20 protein-coding genes are annotated in these 17,325 nt (G+C 62.0%); 2 read left to right on the top strand and 18 right to left on the bottom strand.

Annotated elements, in window-relative coordinates; genetic code table 11:
* The 11 genes from FJ443_RS12980 to FJ443_RS12930 form a co-directional block, all read right to left on the bottom strand.
* Positions 1-867, bottom strand: a complete 867-nt coding sequence (locus FJ443_RS12980; protein ID WP_140498792.1) for a sugar ABC transporter permease — start codon at positions 865-867, stop codon at positions 1-3.
* Positions 868-1,935 (bottom strand): ABC transporter ATP-binding protein, encoded by a 1,068-nt coding sequence (locus FJ443_RS12975; protein ID WP_140664348.1) that lies wholly within the window; start codon positions 1,933-1,935, stop codon positions 868-870. It lies immediately after the preceding gene.
* A 10-nt stretch (positions 1,936-1,945) separates the two neighbouring features.
* A complete protein-coding gene (locus tag FJ443_RS12970; RefSeq protein ID WP_140664345.1) occupies positions 1,946-3,025 on the bottom strand; it encodes an ABC transporter ATP-binding protein in 1,080 nt (359 codons plus the stop codon).
* Between the two features lie 36 nt (positions 3,026-3,061).
* Entirely contained in the window at positions 3,062-4,588 is a 1,527-nt protein-coding gene (gene glpD, locus FJ443_RS12965; protein ID WP_140498798.1) for a glycerol-3-phosphate dehydrogenase, read from the bottom strand.
* Positions 4,589-4,712: 124 nt separating this feature from the next.
* On the bottom strand, positions 4,713-5,480 hold the full coding sequence (locus FJ443_RS12960; RefSeq protein WP_140515319.1) for a DeoR/GlpR family DNA-binding transcription regulator: 768 nt from the start codon (positions 5,478-5,480) through the stop codon (positions 4,713-4,715).
* Positions 5,481-5,608: 128 nt separating this feature from the next.
* Positions 5,609-7,018 (bottom strand): aspartate aminotransferase family protein, encoded by a 1,410-nt coding sequence (locus tag FJ443_RS12955; protein WP_140664342.1) that lies wholly within the window; start codon positions 7,016-7,018, stop codon positions 5,609-5,611.
* A gap of 97 nt (positions 7,019-7,115) precedes the next feature.
* Complete coding sequence (locus FJ443_RS12950; protein ID WP_140498804.1) at positions 7,116-7,847, bottom strand: peptidase; 732 nt, start codon at positions 7,845-7,847, stop codon at positions 7,116-7,118.
* A gap of 133 nt (positions 7,848-7,980) precedes the next feature.
* Positions 7,981-8,775, bottom strand: a complete 795-nt coding sequence (locus tag FJ443_RS12945) for a transglutaminase family protein (RefSeq protein ID WP_140664340.1) — start codon at positions 8,773-8,775, stop codon at positions 7,981-7,983.
* A 7-nt stretch (positions 8,776-8,782) separates the two neighbouring features.
* Positions 8,783-9,724 carry an alpha-E domain-containing protein gene (locus FJ443_RS12940; protein ID WP_140525347.1) on the bottom strand — a complete coding sequence of 314 codons (942 nt, stop codon included), beginning with the start codon at positions 9,722-9,724 and terminating at the stop codon, positions 8,783-8,785.
* A gap of 139 nt (positions 9,725-9,863) precedes the next feature.
* Positions 9,864-11,276 (bottom strand): circularly permuted type 2 ATP-grasp protein, encoded by a 1,413-nt coding sequence (locus tag FJ443_RS12935; RefSeq protein ID WP_181175099.1) that lies wholly within the window; start codon positions 11,274-11,276, stop codon positions 9,864-9,866.
* Positions 11,277-11,446: 170 nt separating this feature from the next.
* Entirely contained in the window at positions 11,447-11,683 is a 237-nt protein-coding gene (locus tag FJ443_RS12930; RefSeq protein ID WP_010909609.1) for an Lrp/AsnC family transcriptional regulator, read from the bottom strand.
* A 264-nt stretch (positions 11,684-11,947) separates the two neighbouring features.
* Between FJ443_RS12930 and FJ443_RS12925 the strand changes: the two genes are divergently transcribed.
* Entirely contained in the window at positions 11,948-12,367 is a 420-nt protein-coding gene (locus FJ443_RS12925; RefSeq protein WP_140498811.1) for a DUF4864 domain-containing protein, read from the top strand.
* A gap of 4 nt (positions 12,368-12,371) precedes the next feature.
* On the opposite strand, the gene tgt is transcribed toward FJ443_RS12925, so the two are convergent.
* The 7 genes from tgt to coaD form a co-directional block, all read right to left on the bottom strand.
* A complete protein-coding gene (gene tgt, locus FJ443_RS12920) occupies positions 12,372-13,502 on the bottom strand; it encodes a tRNA guanosine(34) transglycosylase Tgt (RefSeq protein WP_140664333.1) in 1,131 nt (376 codons plus the stop codon).
* Entirely contained in the window at positions 13,495-13,764 is a 270-nt protein-coding gene (locus tag FJ443_RS12915; RefSeq protein WP_140515314.1) for a hypothetical protein, read from the bottom strand. Before FJ443_RS12915 ends, tgt begins: the two co-directional genes overlap by 8 nt.
* Complete coding sequence (gene queA / locus FJ443_RS12910) at positions 13,754-14,842, bottom strand: tRNA preQ1(34) S-adenosylmethionine ribosyltransferase-isomerase QueA (protein WP_140515313.1); 1,089 nt, start codon at positions 14,840-14,842, stop codon at positions 13,754-13,756. The genes FJ443_RS12915 and queA overlap by 11 nt, the downstream gene beginning before the upstream one ends.
* The gene (locus tag FJ443_RS12905) at positions 14,842-15,291 is read right to left on the bottom strand and encodes a DMT family transporter (protein ID WP_140515312.1); all 450 of its coding nucleotides are present in this window, start codon (positions 15,289-15,291) and stop codon (positions 14,842-14,844) included. The genes queA and FJ443_RS12905 overlap by 1 nt, the downstream gene beginning before the upstream one ends.
* Positions 15,292-15,303: 12 nt before the next feature.
* Entirely contained in the window at positions 15,304-15,816 is a 513-nt protein-coding gene (locus tag FJ443_RS12900; protein ID WP_140498821.1) for a peptidylprolyl isomerase, read from the bottom strand.
* 27 nt (positions 15,817-15,843) lie between these two features.
* Complete coding sequence (locus FJ443_RS12895) at positions 15,844-16,338, bottom strand: peptidylprolyl isomerase (protein ID WP_224518951.1); 495 nt, start codon at positions 16,336-16,338, stop codon at positions 15,844-15,846.
* A gap of 110 nt (positions 16,339-16,448) precedes the next feature.
* A complete protein-coding gene (gene coaD, locus FJ443_RS12890) occupies positions 16,449-16,949 on the bottom strand; it encodes a pantetheine-phosphate adenylyltransferase (RefSeq protein WP_140498825.1) in 501 nt (166 codons plus the stop codon).
* A gap of 194 nt (positions 16,950-17,143) precedes the next feature.
* Between coaD and FJ443_RS12885 the strand changes: the two genes are divergently transcribed.
* Positions 17,144-17,296 (top strand): hypothetical protein, encoded by a 153-nt coding sequence (locus tag FJ443_RS12885; RefSeq protein WP_140498827.1) that lies wholly within the window; start codon positions 17,144-17,146, stop codon positions 17,294-17,296.
* Positions 17,297-17,325: the final 29 nt, after the last annotated feature.

Below are 17,325 nucleotides of genomic sequence, written 5' to 3'. Positions count from 1 at the left end.
TCAGCGTTCCGCGTCGTAGTTGGTCATCACGGTGTAGAACACCCACGACAACAACAGGATGATCAGGAAGTAGACCAGCGACATCGCCGCCGCCGGACCGAGGTCGAACTGTCCGAGCGCGGTCTTGACGAGGTCGATCGACAGGAAGGTCGTCGAATTGCCCGGACCGCCGCCGGTGACGACGAAGGGCTCGGTGTAGATCATGAAACTGTCCATGAAACGCAGCAGCACCGCGATCAGAAGCACGCGCTTCATCTTCGGCAACTGGATGTAGCGGAACACCGCCCAGCGCGAGGCGCCATCGATCTTGGCCGCCTGGTAGAAGGCGTCGGGGATCGAGACCAGGCCGGCATAGCAGAGCAGCACGACGAGGCTGGTCCAGTGCCAGACGTCCATGATGATGACGGTGACCCAGGCGTCGAACGGATCCTGCACGTAATTGTAGTCGATGCCGAGCGCGTTGACGTAGTAGCCGAGCAGGCCGATATCGTTGCGGCCGAACACCTGCCAGATCGTGCCGACGACATTCCACGGGATCAAGAGCGGCAGCGCCATCAGCACCAGGCAGACCGGCACGCCCCAGCCCTTTTTGGGCATGTTGAGGGCAATGAAGATGCCGAGCGGCACTTCGATCGCCAGGATGATGAAGGAGAAGATCAGGTTGCGCACCATGGCTTCCCAGAAGCGATCGGAATGCAGCAACTCTTCGAACCATTCGGTCCCCGCCCAGAAGAAGACGTTATTGCCGAACGTGTCCTGTACCGAGTAGTTGACGACGGTCATCAGCGGGATGACGGCCGAGAACGCCACCAGCACGAGCATCGGCAGCACGAGGAACCAGGCCTTGTTGTTCCAGGGCTTTTCCATTTACGCCCCCATCTCGACACGCCAGGAATCGGCATAGATGTTGATGCCGGCTGGGTCGAACCGCACTTTTGGATCGGCGGGAACGGTTTCGTCCTCGCCGATGACGGCCGCGATCTCGCGGCCTTCCAGACTGGCGCGCACGACCTTGTGGCGGCCCACATCCTCGACCTTGCTGACGTGGACGGCCATGCCATCGCGGCCGAGCCTGACATATTCAGGACGGATGCCGAGTTCGACGACGCCGCTTCCGGCCTTCGGCGCGCCTGGCAATTGGATGCGCTGGGAACCAAGCGTCGCTGTCTTGCCATCGATCGCTACCGGCATGACGTTCATGCCGGGCGAGCCGATGAAGTAGCCGACGAAGGTGTGGCGCGGCCGCTCGAACAGCGCGGCCGGCGTGCCGATCTGCACGATGCCGCCATCATACATGACCACCACCTGGTCGGCGAAGGTCAGCGCCTCTGTCTGGTCATGCGTAACATAGACCATGGTGTAGCCGAAGCGGCGGTGAAGCTGCTTCAACTGCGAGCGCAGCACCCACTTCATGTGCGGGTCGATGACGGTCAGCGGCTCGTCGAACAGGATCGCATTGACATCCGAGCGCACCAGTCCGCGGCCGAGCGAGATCTTCTGCTTCTGGTCGGCGGTCAGGCCCCTCGCCTTCTTCCTGGCCCAGTCTGCCAGGTCGATCATGTCGAGCGTCTCGCGCACCTTGCGGTCGACGTCGGCCTCCGGAACGCCGCGGTTGCGCAGCGGGAAAGCCAGGTTGTCGTAGACGGTCATCGTGTCGTAGATGACAGGGAACTGGAACACCTGCGCGATGTTGCGCTCCTGCGTCGACAGTCTCGTGACATCCCTGCCGTTGAACAGCAATTGGCCGTGCGAGGGGTGGAGCAGGCCGGAAATGATGTTGAGCAGCGTGGTCTTGCCGCAGCCGGATGGGCCTAGCAGCGCATAGGCGCCACCGTCCTCGAAAGTGTGGTGCACCTCCCGCAGTGCGAAATCCGCATCGGTACGCGGGTTCGGCAGATATGAGTGCCTGACATGGTTGACGTCGATGCGCGCCATCGTTTTCTCCTCAGGCCGCCAGCTTTGCCGCGGCCACGGCGACGCCGTGTTGGTCGAAAACCATGATGTGACGCGGGTCGATGAACACTTCGACCACTTCGTCGGTCTCGAAATCGCGGATGCCATGGGTCAGCATCACCCAGCGCGCGTCGGCGAAATCAAGATGGATGAAACTTTCCGAGCCGGTGATCTCGGTGATGGTGACCTTTGCCCGCACCGGCACGGCACTCGCATCCGGCCGCTCGAGCGACAGATGGTGCGGCTGGAAGCCGATCGTGTAATTGCCGTCGGCGATGCCGACAAGTTCAGCCGGCACCGGCAGCTTGACGCCGCCCTCCAGGAGGAAATCGGGCCCGTTCTTGGCCAGCACGATCGTGTTGAGCGGCGGATCGGCGAAGGTCCTGGCCGTCACCAGGTCGACCGGTTTGCGGAACACCTCGATGGTCGGGCCGAACTGGGTGATGCGGCCTTGCGACAGCGTCGCCGTATTGCCACCGAGCAGCAGCGCCTCGTGCGGTTCGGTCGTGGCATAGACGAAGATGGTGCCGGCGGCGGCGAAAATCCTCGGCAGTTCGGCGCGCAGTTCCTCGCGCAGCTTGTAGTCGAGATTGGCGAGCGGCTCGTCGAGCAGCACCAGGCTTGCGTTCTTGACGATGGCGCGCGCCAGTGCGGTGCGCTGTTGCTGGCCACCGGATAGGCTGAGCGGCGTGCGGTCGAGATAGGGCGTCAGCTTGAGCAGGGCAGCGGCTTCACGTACCTGGCTGTCGATCTTGGCCTTCTCGACTCCCGCCACCCGCAGTGGCGAAGCGATGTTTTCGTAGACGCTCATCGCGGGGTAGTTGATGAACTGCTGGTAGACCATGGCGATCTTGCGCTTTTGAACAGGCTGGCCGGTGACGTCCTTGCCGTCGAACCAGACCGAGCCGGAAGTCGGCGCGTCGAGGCCCGCCATCAGCCGCATCAGGCTGGTCTTGCCGGACAGCGTCGGCCCGAGCAGCACGTTCAGCGAGCCATGCTGGAGCGTCAGCGACACGTCGCGGATATGCTCCACCGCGCCGACCGTCTTGGTGACGTTCCTCAGTTCCAGCATGATGCCTCCTCCCAGGCCGTGTGCATCAGCAGCCCTTCATTCCGCGGCCGCGACGTGGCGGCGGCTTATGCCGCGCATGAATTCATCCAACGCCGCCGTCTGCTCGCGGCTGAAATGCAGGCCGCGCTTGGTCCGGCGCCACAGCACATCTTGCGATGTGACGGCCCATTCGTTCTCGACGAGGTAGCGCACCTCGGCCTCGTAAAGGTCGGCGCCGAAATTGCGGCCGAGATCGGCATTTGATTTGGCAAGGCCAAGCAACATCTGCGCGCGCGTGCCGTAGAGCCGCGTGAGCCGACGTGCCAAACGCTGGTCGAGAAAGGGATAGGCGCTCTTCAGCCTCGCCACTTGCGCATCAAAACCGGTCGCCGCGAAATCGCCGCCCGGCAGCGGCGCATTTGCCGTCCACGGCTTGCCGCGCCTGCCGAGAAAGCCTTCGATCTTCTCCAGCATAGATTCCGACAGCCGGCGATAAGTGGTGATCTTGCCGCCGAACGTGTTGACGATCGGGGCTGTGCCCTCGCCGCCATCGGCCTTCAGCACATAGTCGCGTGTCGCCTCCTGCGCCTTGGAAGCGCCATCGTCATAGAGCGGACGCACGGCCGAATAGGTCCAGACGATATCCGAGCGCTTGACGGGTTGGGCGAAATACTCGCTTGCCGCCGCGCAGAGATAGTCGATCTCGGTGTCGCTGATCTTCACGTCGTGCGGATCGCCGGGGTAGTCCTGGTCGGTGGTGCCGATCAGCGTGAACTCGTCCTCGTAAGGAATGGCGAAGATGATGCGGCCATCCTTGTTCTGGAAGAAATAGGCGCGTGGATCGTCGAATTTCTTCGCGATGACGATGTGACTGCCCTGCACGAGACGGACATTGTGCACATCGTTGAGGCCGACGACGCCGGAAAGCACATGATCGACCCAGGGGCCGGCGGCATTGACCAGCAGCCGCGCCTTGACCTCTTCGGTCTCGCCGGTCCGCAGATTTTCGATCCTGATCGTCCACAGCCCGCCTTCGCGGCGCGCCCCGACCACCTTGGTGCGGGTGCGGATGGTCGCGCCCCGGTCGGCGGCGTCACGCGCGTTCAGCGTCACCAGCCGCGCATCGTTGACCCAGCCGTCGGAATATTCGAAGGCCTTCTTGAACAATGGTTTCAATGGCTTGCCGGCAGGGTCGGTGGCCATGTCCAGGGTCCTGGTCGCCGGCAGCAATTTGCGCCCGCCAATATGATCGTAAAGGAAAAGGCCGAGCCTGATCAGCCAGGCCGGACGCAGGCCCTTGGCATAGGGCAGCACGAAGCGCATCGGCCAGATGATGTGCGGCGCGTTCTTCCACAGTACCTCCCGTTCCATCAGCGCTTCGCGCACCAGGCGGAATTCGTAGAATTCGAGATAACGCAGGCCACCATGGATCAGCTTGGTCGAGCCTGAGGAGGTTCCGCTGGCGAGATCGTCCATCTCGGCCAGAAATACCGAAAACCCGCGGCCGGCGGCATCACGGGCAATGCCGCAGCCATTGATGCCACCGCCTATGACGAAAATGTCACGGATCGAAGATGCGTCCACCAATTCCTCCAGCGATTTCGCATTGCACCATTTGGCTCTTTTGCGAAACCGTGGCGGAATTATTTCGAACTCATAACGAATGTCAAACGAAATATCACAAGCTCGTGAAAGCGCTGCAACGTCCTCAATCGAGCGAGGTTTCGATCAGTTGAACCTCGGCCTCCTGGCAGATCTTGCGCACCGAGGGGATATCGCAGCGGTCGGTGATGAAGGTGTTGACCTGCGACAGATGGCCGATGCGAACCGGCGCCGTGCGCTCGAATTTGGTCCGGTCGGAGACCAGGATGACGTGCCTGGCATTGGCGATAATGGCTTGCGCGACCTTGACCTCGCGGAAATCGAAATCGAGCAAGGCGCCGTCATGGTCGATCGCCGAGGCGCCGATGACGGCGTAGTCGACTTTGAACTGCCTGATGAAATCCACCGCCGCCTCGCCGACGACGCCGCCATCCGAGCCGCGAACCACCCCGCCCGCGATCACCACCTCGATCGAAGGATAGATGCGCATCCTGTTGGCAACATTGATGTTATTGGTGATGACCATGAGGCCGCTGTGATCCAGCAGCGCCTTGCTGACCGACTCCGTCGTGGTGCCGATATTGATGAACAACGAGGCGTTGTCCGGAATCAGCCTGGCGGCCGCGCTGCCGATCGCCTCCTTCTCCTCGGCGGCGATCTTGCGCCTGGCTTCGTATTCCATGTTCTCGATGCCGGAAGGAAACAAGGCGCCGCCATGGATGCGCGACAGCAACCGCTGGTCGCAAAGATCGTTGAGGTCCTTGCGGATGGTCTGCGGCGTGACGTTGAAGTGGGTGGCCAGATCGTCGACCAGAACGCGGCCGTGATCCTTGGCCATTTGGACGATTTCGGCATGGCGCGGCGACAGATACATCTGAAAACCTTCTGCTTTCGTTTTTCTTGACCATAGACGAAAACGAAAGCAATGAAAAGGCGTAAGCCGGCTAATGGAAACTACATGATAGCAAAGGCAAACTTCGTCGCAGTCCCGACTCAGCAGCCTCAGGTTAATCCGCGCGCGATTTCGGTGATGGCGGCAAAAGCCGAATCGACATCCGCCGCGGTCGCCTCGAACTGGCCGACCTGGAAGCGGATGGCGACGCGCCCGTTCACCCTGGTCTGTGTCAGGTAGATGCGTCCGTCATCATTGATCGCATTGACAAGCCGGAGATTGTGCTCGTCGGCATCGGCTCCCTCCGCCTTGTGCCGGAACGAAAACAGCGACAGCATCGGCTCGGTGACGATCTCGAAATCCGGCTCGTCGGCCAGGCGCGCTGCCAGGCCTTCGCTCCAGGCGACGTGGTTGCGGATCATCGTGCGCAGGCCTTCCAGTCCATAGGCACGCAGCAGGAACCACAGTTTCAGCGCGCGGAAGCGGCGGCCGAGCGGCACCGACCATTCGGAATAGTTGATGATGCCGTCATGACCGTGCGTCTTCAGATAATCCGGCTTGATGGCGAGCGTCCTGACATGGCTTTCGGGGTCGCGCAGGAACTGGATCGAGCAGTCGAACTGCGCGCCCAGCCATTTATGCGGGTTGAAGACGATAGAATCCGCCTGCTCCACGCCGGCCCAGAAATGCCGGTATTCCGGGCAGATCATCGCCGATCCCGCCCAGGCGGCATCCACGTGAAGATAGACCCCGTGGCGTTTGGCGATCGCGGCGACGCCGGCGATGTCGTCGGTGCCACCGGTGCTGGTGCCACCGACGCAGGCGATGATACCCGCGGGCAGCAAGCCTGCCTTCTTGTCGGCGACGATCGCCGCCTCGAGGGCCGCTATGTCCATGGCGCGAAAGCGGCCGGCGACCGGAATGCGCACGAGATTGTCCTCGCCGATGCCGGCCACCCAGATCGCCCGGTCGATCGAAGTATGCACCTGATCCGACGAATAGATGCGCAACCGCGCCTGCCCCGTCAGGCCCCTTTTGTTGCCTTGCCAGTCGAGCGCGCGTTCGCGCATCGTCAGCACCGCCGCCAGCGTCGCCGAGGAGGCAGAATCCTGGATGACGCCGGAAAAACCTTCCGGCAGGCCGAGCGCCTGGCGCATCCAATCGACAGTCCGAGTTTCGAGTTCTGTCGCCGCCGGCGAGGTCTGCCACAGCATGCACTGCGCGGCCATTGCCGAGACCAGATACTCAGCCACCACAGAAACTGGTGCCGCGTTGGCCGGAAAATAGGCGAAGAAGCGAGGATGCTGCCAATGCGTCATGCCCGGCACGATCTTCTCCTCGAAGTCGGCGAAGATCCTGTCCATCGGCTCCGCGTCTTCGGGCGGCGAGGCTTCTATGCTCCTGAATATGTCGCCGGACTCGATCCGCGGCCGTACCGGGCGCTGGCGCAGCGTTTCGCGGTAGTCGGCGCCCCAGTCAGCGGCCCGCCGCGACCATTGCCGGAAATCATCACTGTTCATCCTGTCCTCCCGACATGATCGCTTCACCGGCGCCCTTCGCCCGGTTTTCAAAACGACTGTTAAACATTTGCAACCACCGGAGAAATCCGGCGCGTCCTTATCCCGGGAAATCCGGCAGACTGGCAAACGCCGTCTTCAAGGCGCTCGACCATCCCTCGGAGATCGTGCGGTAGTACGGGTCGTCATGACCGATCCGTTTCTTCAACCCGACCTGGAAGGCATCCTTTTCCAGGAAAAGCAGATCCAGCGGCAGCCCGACCGACAGGTTCGACTTCAGCGTGGAATCGAACGATACCAGAAGCAGCTTCACGGTCTCCGCGAGACTCATCGACCGGTCATAAGCGCGAATGATGATCGGCTTGCCGTATTTGGTCTCGCCGATCTGGAAAAAGGGCGTGTCATCGGTCGATTCGATGAAATTGCCCTCGGGATAGATCATGAACAGGCGCGGTGCGCTGCCCTTTATCTGGCCGCCCAGGATGAAGGAGGCGTTGAAGTAGGAATCGGCCTTGTCGCCGGCGGGCGAGGAATGGGCGATGACGTCCTTGACGGTTTCGCCGACCAGCCGCACCGTCTGGTACATGGACGGCGTTTCGAGCACTGCCGCGTGCCGGTCGCCAACCGCCTTGGTGCGCTCGTCGAGCACGCTGATCACGGCTTGCGTCGTCGCCAGATTGCCGGCCGACATCAGCACGATGACGCGCTCACCGGGATCTTCCCAGACATGCATCTTCTTGAAGGTGGAGATCGAGTCCATGCCGGCATTGGTGCGCGTGTCCGACATGAACACGAGCCCGCGATCGATCTTGAGGCCGACGCAATAGGTCATGGTTTACTCTTCCGGCAGCGAACCGTAAAAACCGCGTCGCGTCGGAACGGATCCATGCGGCGCGCTCAGGTCCTTGTTTTCATGCATGTCGTCACCCAAACCAAGGTGGCGTTGGACGACCTGCATCGGGTGACTACTGCTCCACCGTGACGGTGACGGCAAGCCGCTCTTGCGCCTCTCCCAGCAGAATCCCCGAAACCGGCGACGCATCGCGATAGTCGCGCCCCGTCGCCACTCTCACATAGCGCTCATCAGGAGAGATACCGTTGGAGGGGTCGAAGGCAACCCAGCCGAGGCCCTGAACATGCGCTTCGGCCCAGGCATGGCTTGCCGCCTGCTCGATGGCCGCGTCCATCATCAGATAGCCGCTGACATAGCGTGCCGGGAAACCCATGGCGCGGGCGGTGGCGGCAAAGATATGGCTATGATCCTGGCAGACCCCGGTTTTCAGCGCGAGAGCCTCTTCAGCCGGGGTCGTCGCATTGGTGGTGCCCGGCGCATAGGCGACCCGCTCGGAGATGATAGCCATCAGACGGTGCAGTCTTTCGATATCGGTGCCCTTGCCGGCTGCCTCGGCGAGTGCGCGAATGCCATCGCCGATCATGGTCAAAGGCGTCTCCTGTGCGAACAGCCAGAGCGGCGCGAATCCCTGATGCGGCCCACAAACCCCCGATGTATCGCGCGTCACCACCTCGCCTGACGCCTCGACCGTAATGAAATCATAGTCACCCTCGACGCTCAACAATCGGGTGTCATTGCCGTAGTGGTCGGCAAATCGCACTTCCTCGCGCGCGCCTTCTACCTTCAGGGCCCAGGACAGCACGGTCTGCGTGCGCCCGCTCACCGGAAGCAGCCGCAGCCGCTGCAGCAGGTACTGCACCGGTGCGTCGTAACGGTATTCGGTCCGATGGGTGATCTTGAGCCGCATGGCCTCCTCAATAGAACCTGTAATCCTGCGCGATCTCGTCGCCGAGCCTGGTGTTGTCGCGAATGAAGCCGGCAAGGAATTCATGCAGGCCGGCGTCGAAAATATCCTTGATCGAGCCTGCCTGCAGCATGGCCTGGGTCTTTTCCGCCGTCGCATGGCAGGGATGGCGCCCGCCATAGTCGTCGCCGAGGAACTTCAGGTGCTCGGCCAGGAAGCGATAGCAGAAGGTCAGCGATCGCGGCATGCGCACATTGAGGATCAGATAGTCGGCGATGTTGGTCGGCTTGTAGTCGGCGTCGTAGACCCAGCGGTAGGAGCGGTGCGCCGATACCGAGCGCAGGATCGATTCCCACTGGTAATTGTCGAGCGTCGAGCCGACCCAGGAGATCGACGGCAAGAGCACGTAGTACTTCACGTCGAGGATGCGCGCCGTATTGTCGGCGCGCTCGACATAGGTGCCGAGCTGCGAGAAATCGAAGATCTCATTGCGCAGCATGGTGCCGTAGAACGAGCCGCGGATCAGCGCCGTTTCGCGCTTAATCGCATCGAGCACGTTTGGCAGGTCACGCTCGTCGATCGGCCTTGCCAGCATGCGCTTCAGCGCCATCCAGGCCTCGTTAATGCTTTCCCAGGTCTCCCGCGTCAGCGCGGTGCGCACCATGCGGGCATTGTGGCGTGCCGTCTCGATCGACGACATCGTGCTCGACGGGTTCGACGTGTCGCGCAACAGGAAGTCGGCTACATCGGCCGCCGTATAGTCCTGATACTTCTGCGTGTAGGCGACGTCGGAGCCGGCGCTGAGCAGCACCGAATTCCACTCTTCCGACGCGCTCTGCGTGCGCGTCAGCGCCATGCGCAGGCCCGCATCGACCAGGCGCGCCATGTTTTCCGCACGCTCGATATAGCGGTTCATCCAGTAGAGCCCGTTGGCGGTACGGCCGAGAAGCATGGAGTGGCCCTTCGGGCTAGTGAGTAGGGAATAGTGAGTAGCGAGTAGGGAATGTTCGAGTTTCGATTGGATACGGCATTGTTCTGTCCCCTCTGATACCAACTACTGCCTACTGCCTACTGCCTACTGACTACTCATCTCAATCATCCAGCACCCAGGTATCCTTCGTGCCGCCGCCTTGCGAGGAATTGACCACCAGAGAGCCCTCCTTGAGCGCGACGCGCGTGAGCCCGCCCGGCACGATCTGGATGCGGTCGGAGACCAGCACATAGGGTCTCAGATCGACATGGCGCGGCGACAGGCCCTTTTCGGTCAGGATCGGACAGGTCGAGAGCGCCAACGTCGGCTGGGCGATGTAATTGGACGGCTTGGCCTGCAGCTTCTTGGCGAAATCCTGGCATTCGTTCTTGGTCGCCGCCGGTCCGACCAGCATGCCATAGCCGCCTGAACCGTGCACTTCCTTGATCACCAGCTCATCGATGTGTTCGAGTACATATTTCAGGCTGTCCGGCTCCGAACAGCGCCAGGTCGGAATATTGCCGAGGATCGCCTTGCGGCCGGTGTAGAATTCGACGATCTCGGGCATGTAGGAATAGATCGCCTTGTCGTCGGCGATACCGGTTCCCGGCGCATTGGCGATCGTAATGTTGCCGGCCCGGTAGACATCCATGATGCCAGGCACGCCGAGCGCGGAGTCCGGCCGGAAAGTCAGCGGATCGAGGAAGGCATCGTCCACCCGGCGATAGAGCACGTCGATCTGCTTGTAGCCTTCGGTCGTGCGCATCGCGACATGACCGTCCACCACGCGCAAATCCTGCCCCTCGACCAGTTGCACCCCCATCTGATCGGCCAGGAAGGCATGTTCGAAATAGGCGGAGTTGTAGCTGCCGGGCGTCAGCACGGCGATGGTCGGCGTGCACTTGGCGTTCTGCGGCCGCACCGCCGCCAGCGACTGGCGCAAAAGCTGCGGATAGTTCTCCACCGGCCGCACCTTGATTTGTTGGAACAACTCGGGGAAGAGCTGCATCATCGTCTCGCGGTTTTCCAGCATGTAGGAAACGCCCGATGGGGTGCGCGCATTGTCCTCCAGCACGTAGAACTCGTTTTCGCTGATGCGCACGATGTCGACGCCGATGATGTGGGTGTAGACGCCGGCTGGTGGCCTGACCCCGATCATCTCGGGCAGGAAGGCTTCGTTCCTGGCGATCAGGTCGCGGGGAACGCGTCCGGCCCGCAGGATTTCCTGGCGGTGATAGATGTCGTCGAGAAAGGCGTTCAGTGCCTGCACGCGCTGCTCGATGCCTTGCGTGAGGCGGCGCCACTCATTGCCAGAAATGATGCGCGGAACGATGTCGAAGGGGATAAGCCGCTCGGAGGCTTCCTGCTCGCCATAGACGGCGAAGGTGATGCCGGTTTTGCGGAAGACGCGTTCGGCGTCCTGCATTTTCTCGGTAAGCCTGGCCGGGTCCTGCTCTTTCAGCCAGCGATCGTAAGCCGAATACGGTCTTCTAAGTCCGGAGACCTCCGGAAGCATTTCATCGAACGCTGCCAATCGCATACTCCCCTGTGACGCCATTTCACTGGCGCCGCTGGAGAAAATCAAGCGTAATCGGTGATTTGAGGGATGCGGACGATCAGTATGTCGCCCCTGCCTAAAATTGAGGCAGCTGAAATATGAGCTTGGTCAGGCTTTGCCTCATGCCCGGGCAATGGGTTCCGACGCTAGAAGGCGCGAAAAGTGACGACGGTGAACGTGTCCTTGATGCCGGGAAGAATCTGCACCTTCTCGTTGACGAAGTGGCCGACATCCTCCTCGTCGTCGACATAGAACTTGGCGAGCAGATCGTAATTGCCGGCAGTGGAGTAGATTTCCGAGGCGATCTCGGCGTCGGCGAGCGCGCTGGCAACCTCATACGACTTGCCCAGTTCGCATTTGATCTGCACGAAAAACGCCTTCATGGCTCCGCCCTGCTAAACGTCCAATCCAAGCGGCCCTTCTGGCAGACTGGAGGCGGGCTTTCAAGCGCTGGAACGGTACTTAGCCGGTTCGAGCGTTGGCCACGCCTCCCGCAATTCCGCCAAGGCTGCCTGGACTTCGTCGCGCGACAACACTGAATATTCGCCGCCGGTGAAACCCTGAAGCGCCACCAAACGTATGTTAGGATGCCTGCACGGGCAGGATTTTTCGAAAGGCAAGTTCTCGAAAGACAAGGGAAACAGGCTATGCGCCGCACGCTTTTCGCATTCGCATTCCTTCCTCTCCTCCTGCCCTTGTCGGCGTTTGCCGGCGAGGCCGAGATCAAGGCGGCGCAAGCGGCCATTGACGGCCAGCTGAGAGCGTTCCTGGCCGATGACGGCGTCACGGCCTACAGCTTCGCCGCACCGAACGTGAAGCGGATCTTCCCGACCGTCGACACCTTCATGAACATGGTGACCAACGGCTACGCGCCGGTGCGCAACCCACGGAGCTACTCGTTCGGCAAGGTCGAGGAGACGGGTCCGACCTCGATCATCCAGCAGGTGCTGATCGTCGGCCCTGACGGCAAGGACTATGAAGCTGTCTACACGTTGGAGCGACAGCCCGACGGCACGTTCCAAATCACCGGCTGCAGCCTGCGCGCGTCGAACTCGCTGAGCACCTGAACCGTCACAGCGCCGGGATATCGCCCTTCGCCCAGCCCTCGGTAATTTCGGCAGCGCGTGCCTCGAAAGTGCCGGTCTCTATCGCGGCGCGTATGTCCTGCATCAGCTTCTGATAATAGGACAGATTGTTCCAGGTCAGAAGCATCGCACCGAGTGCCTCTTGCGAGCGCACGAGATGGTGCAGATAGGCGCGGGAATAATCGCGTGCCGCCGGGCAGTCGCTTTCCTCATCGAGGGGGCGCGGATCGTCGGCATGGCGGGCGTTGCGCAGATTGACCTTGCCGCGCCTTGTATAGGCAAGCCCATGCCGGCCGGCCCGCGTCGGCATCACGCAGTCGAACATGTCGATGCCGCGCGCCACCGATTTCAAGATGTCGTCCGGCGTGCCGACCCCCATGAGATAGCGGGGTTTGTCATCAGGCAGTTCCGGGCAGGTGATGTCGAGCATGTCGAGCATGACCGCCTGCGGTTCACCGACGGCAAGGCCGCCGACCGCATAGCCTTTCAGATCCATCGCGCTCAGCGCTTGCGCAGAACGCACGCGCAAATCCGCATTGTCGCCGCCTTGCACGATGCCGAACATCGCCTTGCCGGGCTGGTCGCCGAACGCCGTCTTGCAGCGCTCCGCCCAGCGCAGCGACAATTCCATGGCGCGCTCGATCTCCTTGAGCGCGGCCGGCAGCGCCGTGCATTCGTCGAGCTGCATCTGGATGTCTGAATCGAGCAGGCCCTGGATCTCGATCGAACGTTCCGGCGACATTTCGTATGCAGCGCCATCGATATGGGAGCGGAAGGTGACGCCCTTCTCGGTCAATTTCCGAAGCTTCGACAGCGACATCACCTGGAAGCCACCGCTGTCGGTCAGGATCGGATGCGGCCAGCGGGCGAATTCGTGCAGGCCGCCAAGCTTCGCCACGCGTTCGGCGCCGGGCCGCAGCATCAGATGGTAGGTATTGCCCAGGATGATATCGGCGCCGACGCCGCGCACCTGATCCATGTACATCGTCTTGACCGTGCCGCCGGTGCCGACCGGCATGAAGGCGGGCGTGCGGATTTCGCCGCGCGGCATGCTGATCAAACCGCGCCGCGCCTTACCTTCGGTCGCCAGCACCTTGAAGGTGAACGTCTCAGCCATTGAATTCCTTGTCGTATGCCGGTGCGCCCGGAGCCTGTTCGTCCAGCGACTGGCGATAGTGGATGCAGCCGCGCATGAATCTTGGCCAGGGCGGCACGGCGATTGCCGGATCGATCTTCTCGGGCAGCAGGTCCCACAAATCGGGATGATGCCAGCAAAGATCGTGCCCCGATGCATCGCGATGCTGGCGAATGCCGGCGCGCAATTTTTTGACTTCGGCGATCAAACTGTCCCGGTCCAGCCTGTCGAGGTCATCGTCCATCGCTCATCTCCGCTCGATACAGCAGGCTTGCATCTCCGTAGGAGTAAAATCTGTAGTGGTGCTCAATGGCGTGCGCATAGGCGGCGCGCATCGTCTCGAGGCCGCTGAAGGCCGAAACCAGCATGAACAATGTCGAACGCGGCAGATGGAAATTGGTCATCAGCATGTCGGCGGTGCGAAAACGGTAGCCGGGCGTGATAAAGATGTCGGTCGGGCCGGACCATGCAGCCAGCACGCCATCCTCTCGCGCGGCACTTTCCAGCAGGCGCAGCGAGGTCGTACCGACGGCAATGACGCGCCCGCCCCTCGCCTTTGCCGCATTCAACGCGTCGGCAGTTGCCTCGCTGACCGAGCCCATCTCCGCATGCATCTTGTGGTCGGCGGTGTCGTCCGCCTTCACCGGCAGGAACGTGCCGGCGCCGACATGCAAGGTGACGAAGCGGCGCTCGATGCCCTTGGCGTCGAGCGCGGCAAACAGCTCCGGCGTGAAATGCAGGCCCGCCGTGGGTGCTGCGACGGCGCCTTCCTCCCGGGCATAGATGGTCTGGTAGTCGGCCCGGTCGCGCTCGTCGTCGTCGCGCTTCGAGGCGATATAGGGCGGCAGTGGAATGTGGCCGACCGCATGAAGCGCCTCGTCGAGGAAAGGGCCCGACAGGTCGAAGCCGAGCAGCGCCTCGCCCGCCTCGCCCTTTTCGATCACCGTGGCGTCAAGCTGGCCGAGGAAGCAGGAATTGCCGTCATGGCCGAAATGGATGCGGTCGCCGACGGCAACGCGCTTGCCCGGCCGCATGAAGGCCAGCCAACGGTCCGGCGCCATCCGCATGTGCAATGTGGCTTCGACCTGCGCCGCCGCCTCGCCGCGCCGCCTGATACCTTTGAGTTGCGCCGGGATGACCTTGGTATCGTTGAAGACCAGCACGTCACCAGCCTGGAGCAGGGAAGGCAGGTCGCTGACCGCCCGGTTCGAAACCCCCTCGCCGGGCCTGACCACCAGCATCTTTGCGCTGTCGCGCGGCTCTGCCGGGCGAAGCGCGATACGCTCTTCCGGCAGGTCGAAATCGAACAGATCGACACGCATCAGAAGAGCCTGATAAGCAGCGCCCCGGCCAGAAGCAGCACCGCGCCGGCCACGCGGCCGAGCGAGATTTCACGAACCGCGACGCCGAGGAACCCGACGCGGTCGATCAGCATGCCCGCCAGCAACTGGCCCGCCACCAGGAACGCCATCAGCGCGGCGGCGCCGATGCGTGGCGTCAGGATGGTGGACAGTGTGACGTAGAAGCCGCCCAGCATGCCGCCGGCGATGAACAGCCAGGGCGCGGGCGCCTTCCAGTCGAGCGAGATGCCTTGCAGCCTCACCACCGCGACGGCAATGATGCCGAGCACGATGGCGCCCGACAGGAACGAAAACGCAGCCGCCGCGACCGGGAGCCCCAGGCCGCGCGCCAACTGCGAATTGATCGGCGCCTGAATGGCAATGAAGGCGCCGGACAGGATGCCGAGAAGCGACCAGACGACGCCCATCATTGTCCTGTCGCCTTACTTGACGTCGGCCGCGACCTTCAGCGACACGATCTTATCGGGATCCTGCACCGGCTCGCCGCGCTTGATCTTGTCGACATTGTCCATGCCTTCGATGACCTGGCCCCAGACCGTGTACTGGCGATTGAGGAAGGCTGCATCGTCGAAGCAGATGAAGAACTGCGAATTGGCGGAGTTCGGATTCTGCGAGCGCGCCATCGAGCAGGTGCCGCGGCTGTGGTTGGCATTGGAGAATTCGGCCTTGAGATCCGGCTTGTCGGAACCGCCCATGCCAGCGCGGGAAGGCGCGAAAGAGGGCTTGCTCGAATTGCCGAACTTGACGTCGCCGGTCTGCGCCATGAAGCCCTCGATGACGCGGTGGAAGACCACGCCGTCATAAGCGCCTTCGCGGGCCAGTTCCTTGATGCGGGCGACATGGCCGGGCGCCAGGTCGGGAAGCATTTCGATGACGACCTTGCCCTTGGTCGTTTCCATGATGAGCGCGTTTTCGCGATCCTTGATGTCGGCCATGTCTGATATCCTTTTCAAAAAACAGAACTATTTGTCGGCGGCGATGCGCACCTTGATCATCCGGTCGGGATCGGTGACCGTGCCGTTGTCGGCCTCGTCGCCCTTCTTGATGTGGTCCACGAGTTCCATGCCGCTGACGACATTGCCCACGATGGTGTACTGGCCGTCGAGCGGCGGCGCCGGCGCGAACATGATAAAGAACTGCGAGTTTGCCGAGTTCGGATCCTGCGAGCGTGCCATGCCGACCACGCCGCGCTTGTAGTGCTCGGTCTGCGAGAATTCCGCCGGCAGGTCCGGCAGGTCGGAGCCGCCGGTACCGACAGCCTGGGCGTTGAAGCCCTTGTTCATGTTGCCGAATTTGACGTCGCCTGTCTGCGCCATGAAGCCGTCGATGACGCGGTGGAAGGCGACGTTGTCATAGGCATGCTCACGCACCAGCTTCTTGATCTGCGCGACATGCTTGGGCGCGAGATCGGGACGCAGCGCAATGGTTACATCGCCGTCCTTCAACGTTATGATCATGGTGTTTTCCGGGTCGGCGGCATAGGCTGAGACCGATGCGGTCACGAGACCGGCAAGCACGACGAGGAACGAGGCGAGCTTTTTCAGCTGCATGGTCTTCTCCGAGAAACCTATTTTGCGAATTTAGCGGTGAGCGCACCGGCGACCGCGGCCGGCACGAAGGGGCGGATGTCGCCGCCCATCGAGGCAATCTGGCGCACAAGTGTGGCGGTAATGGTTCTGACCGAGGGGCTGGCGGGCAGAAAAACCGTCTGCAGCTCGGGCGCCATGGTTTCATTCATGCCGGCCATCTGCATCTCGTAGTCGAGATCAGTGCCGTCGCGCAGGCCGCGGATCATGATTGAGGCCCCCTGTTTCCTGGCCGCATCGATGACCAGCCCGTCGAAGGCGACCACCTTGATGCGTGTGCCGTCGCGGCCGAATTCGGCCTTGGTCGCGGCCTCGATGAGTTCGACCCGTTCCTCGAAGGAAAACAGCGGCTTCTTGCCGGGATGGATACCGATCGCCGCATAGACGATGTCCGCCACGGCCAGCGACGCCTTCAGCACGTCGAGATGACCGTTGGTCAACGGGTCGAAGGAGCCGGCATAAAGGGCGATGCGCTCGGTCATGCCGGTGCTTCTAACGGGCGCGCGGACGGAAGGCAAATCTCATTGATGCGATCCCCTTGAACCTTTTTGCAGGGATGAACGACAGATGAATGCGCCGATCACGAACGCTTCACGCAGCGTTCACTACCTTGCCCCTTTAAGAAGATGAAACCAAAGTCCCATGTAAGCGTTGTAGAGCGCAGGAGAACACGCACATGCTGATCTACATGCTCGCCACTGCAATGACCGTCGCCATGCTGATCGCCACTGTATTCGGGCTGCATCAGGAGGCCCAGCGCGTCCGCATCAAGACCAACGCCAAACGCTTCGAAGGGTTCGGCCCCCGCAAGCCTCACCGTCACTATTGAACTAGCCTGAATTTGTTGCGACGCGCCGG

This window comes from Mesorhizobium sp. B2-6-1, assembly GCF_006440475.1.
GTDB lineage: Bacteria > Pseudomonadota > Alphaproteobacteria > Rhizobiales > Rhizobiaceae > Mesorhizobium.
This window is presented reverse-complemented; position numbering and strand designations above follow the sequence as displayed.

Excerpts from the sequence above, each read along its gene's own strand:
- FJ443_RS12980 (WP_140498792.1), bottom strand. The coding sequence starts at position 867 with ATGGAAAAGCCCTGGAACAACAAGGCCTGGTTCCTCGTGCTGCCGATG.
- FJ443_RS12975 (WP_140664348.1), bottom strand. The coding sequence starts at position 1,935 with ATGGCGCGCATCGACGTCAACCATGTCAGGCACTCATATCTGCCGAAC.
- FJ443_RS12970 (WP_140664345.1), bottom strand. The coding sequence starts at position 3,025 with ATGCTGGAACTGAGGAACGTCACCAAGACGGTCGGCGCGGTGGAGCAT.
- FJ443_RS12960 (WP_140515319.1), bottom strand. The coding sequence starts at position 5,480 with ATGTATCTGTCGCCGCGCCATGCCGAAATCGTCCAAATGGCCAAGGAT.
- FJ443_RS12955 (WP_140664342.1), bottom strand. The coding sequence starts at position 7,018 with ATGAACAGTGATGATTTCCGGCAATGGTCGCGGCGGGCCGCTGACTGG.
- FJ443_RS12950 (WP_140498804.1), bottom strand. The coding sequence starts at position 7,847 with ATGACCTATTGCGTCGGCCTCAAGATCGATCGCGGGCTCGTGTTCATG.
- FJ443_RS12945 (WP_140664340.1), bottom strand. The coding sequence starts at position 8,775 with ATGCGGCTCAAGATCACCCATCGGACCGAATACCGTTACGACGCACCG.
- FJ443_RS12940 (WP_140525347.1), bottom strand. The coding sequence starts at position 9,724 with ATGCTTCTCGGCCGTACCGCCAACGGGCTCTACTGGATGAACCGCTAT.
- FJ443_RS12930 (WP_010909609.1), bottom strand. The coding sequence starts at position 11,683 with ATGAAGGCGTTTTTCGTGCAGATCAAATGCGAACTGGGCAAGTCGTAT.
- FJ443_RS12925 (WP_140498811.1), top strand. The coding sequence starts at position 11,948 with ATGCGCCGCACGCTTTTCGCATTCGCATTCCTTCCTCTCCTCCTGCCC.
- tgt (WP_140664333.1), bottom strand. The coding sequence starts at position 13,502 with ATGGCTGAGACGTTCACCTTCAAGGTGCTGGCGACCGAAGGTAAGGCG.
- FJ443_RS12915 (WP_140515314.1), bottom strand. The coding sequence starts at position 13,764 with ATGGACGATGACCTCGACAGGCTGGACCGGGACAGTTTGATCGCCGAA.
- queA (WP_140515313.1), bottom strand. The coding sequence starts at position 14,842 with ATGCGTGTCGATCTGTTCGATTTCGACCTGCCGGAAGAGCGTATCGCG.
- FJ443_RS12905 (WP_140515312.1), bottom strand. The coding sequence starts at position 15,291 with ATGATGGGCGTCGTCTGGTCGCTTCTCGGCATCCTGTCCGGCGCCTTC.
- FJ443_RS12900 (WP_140498821.1), bottom strand. The coding sequence starts at position 15,816 with ATGGCCGACATCAAGGATCGCGAAAACGCGCTCATCATGGAAACGACC.
- FJ443_RS12895 (WP_224518951.1), bottom strand. The coding sequence starts at position 16,338 with ATGATCATAACGTTGAAGGACGGCGATGTAACCATTGCGCTGCGTCCC.
- coaD (WP_140498825.1), bottom strand. The coding sequence starts at position 16,949 with ATGACCGAGCGCATCGCCCTTTATGCCGGCTCCTTCGACCCGTTGACC.
- FJ443_RS12885 (WP_140498827.1), top strand. The coding sequence starts at position 17,144 with ATGCTGATCTACATGCTCGCCACTGCAATGACCGTCGCCATGCTGATC.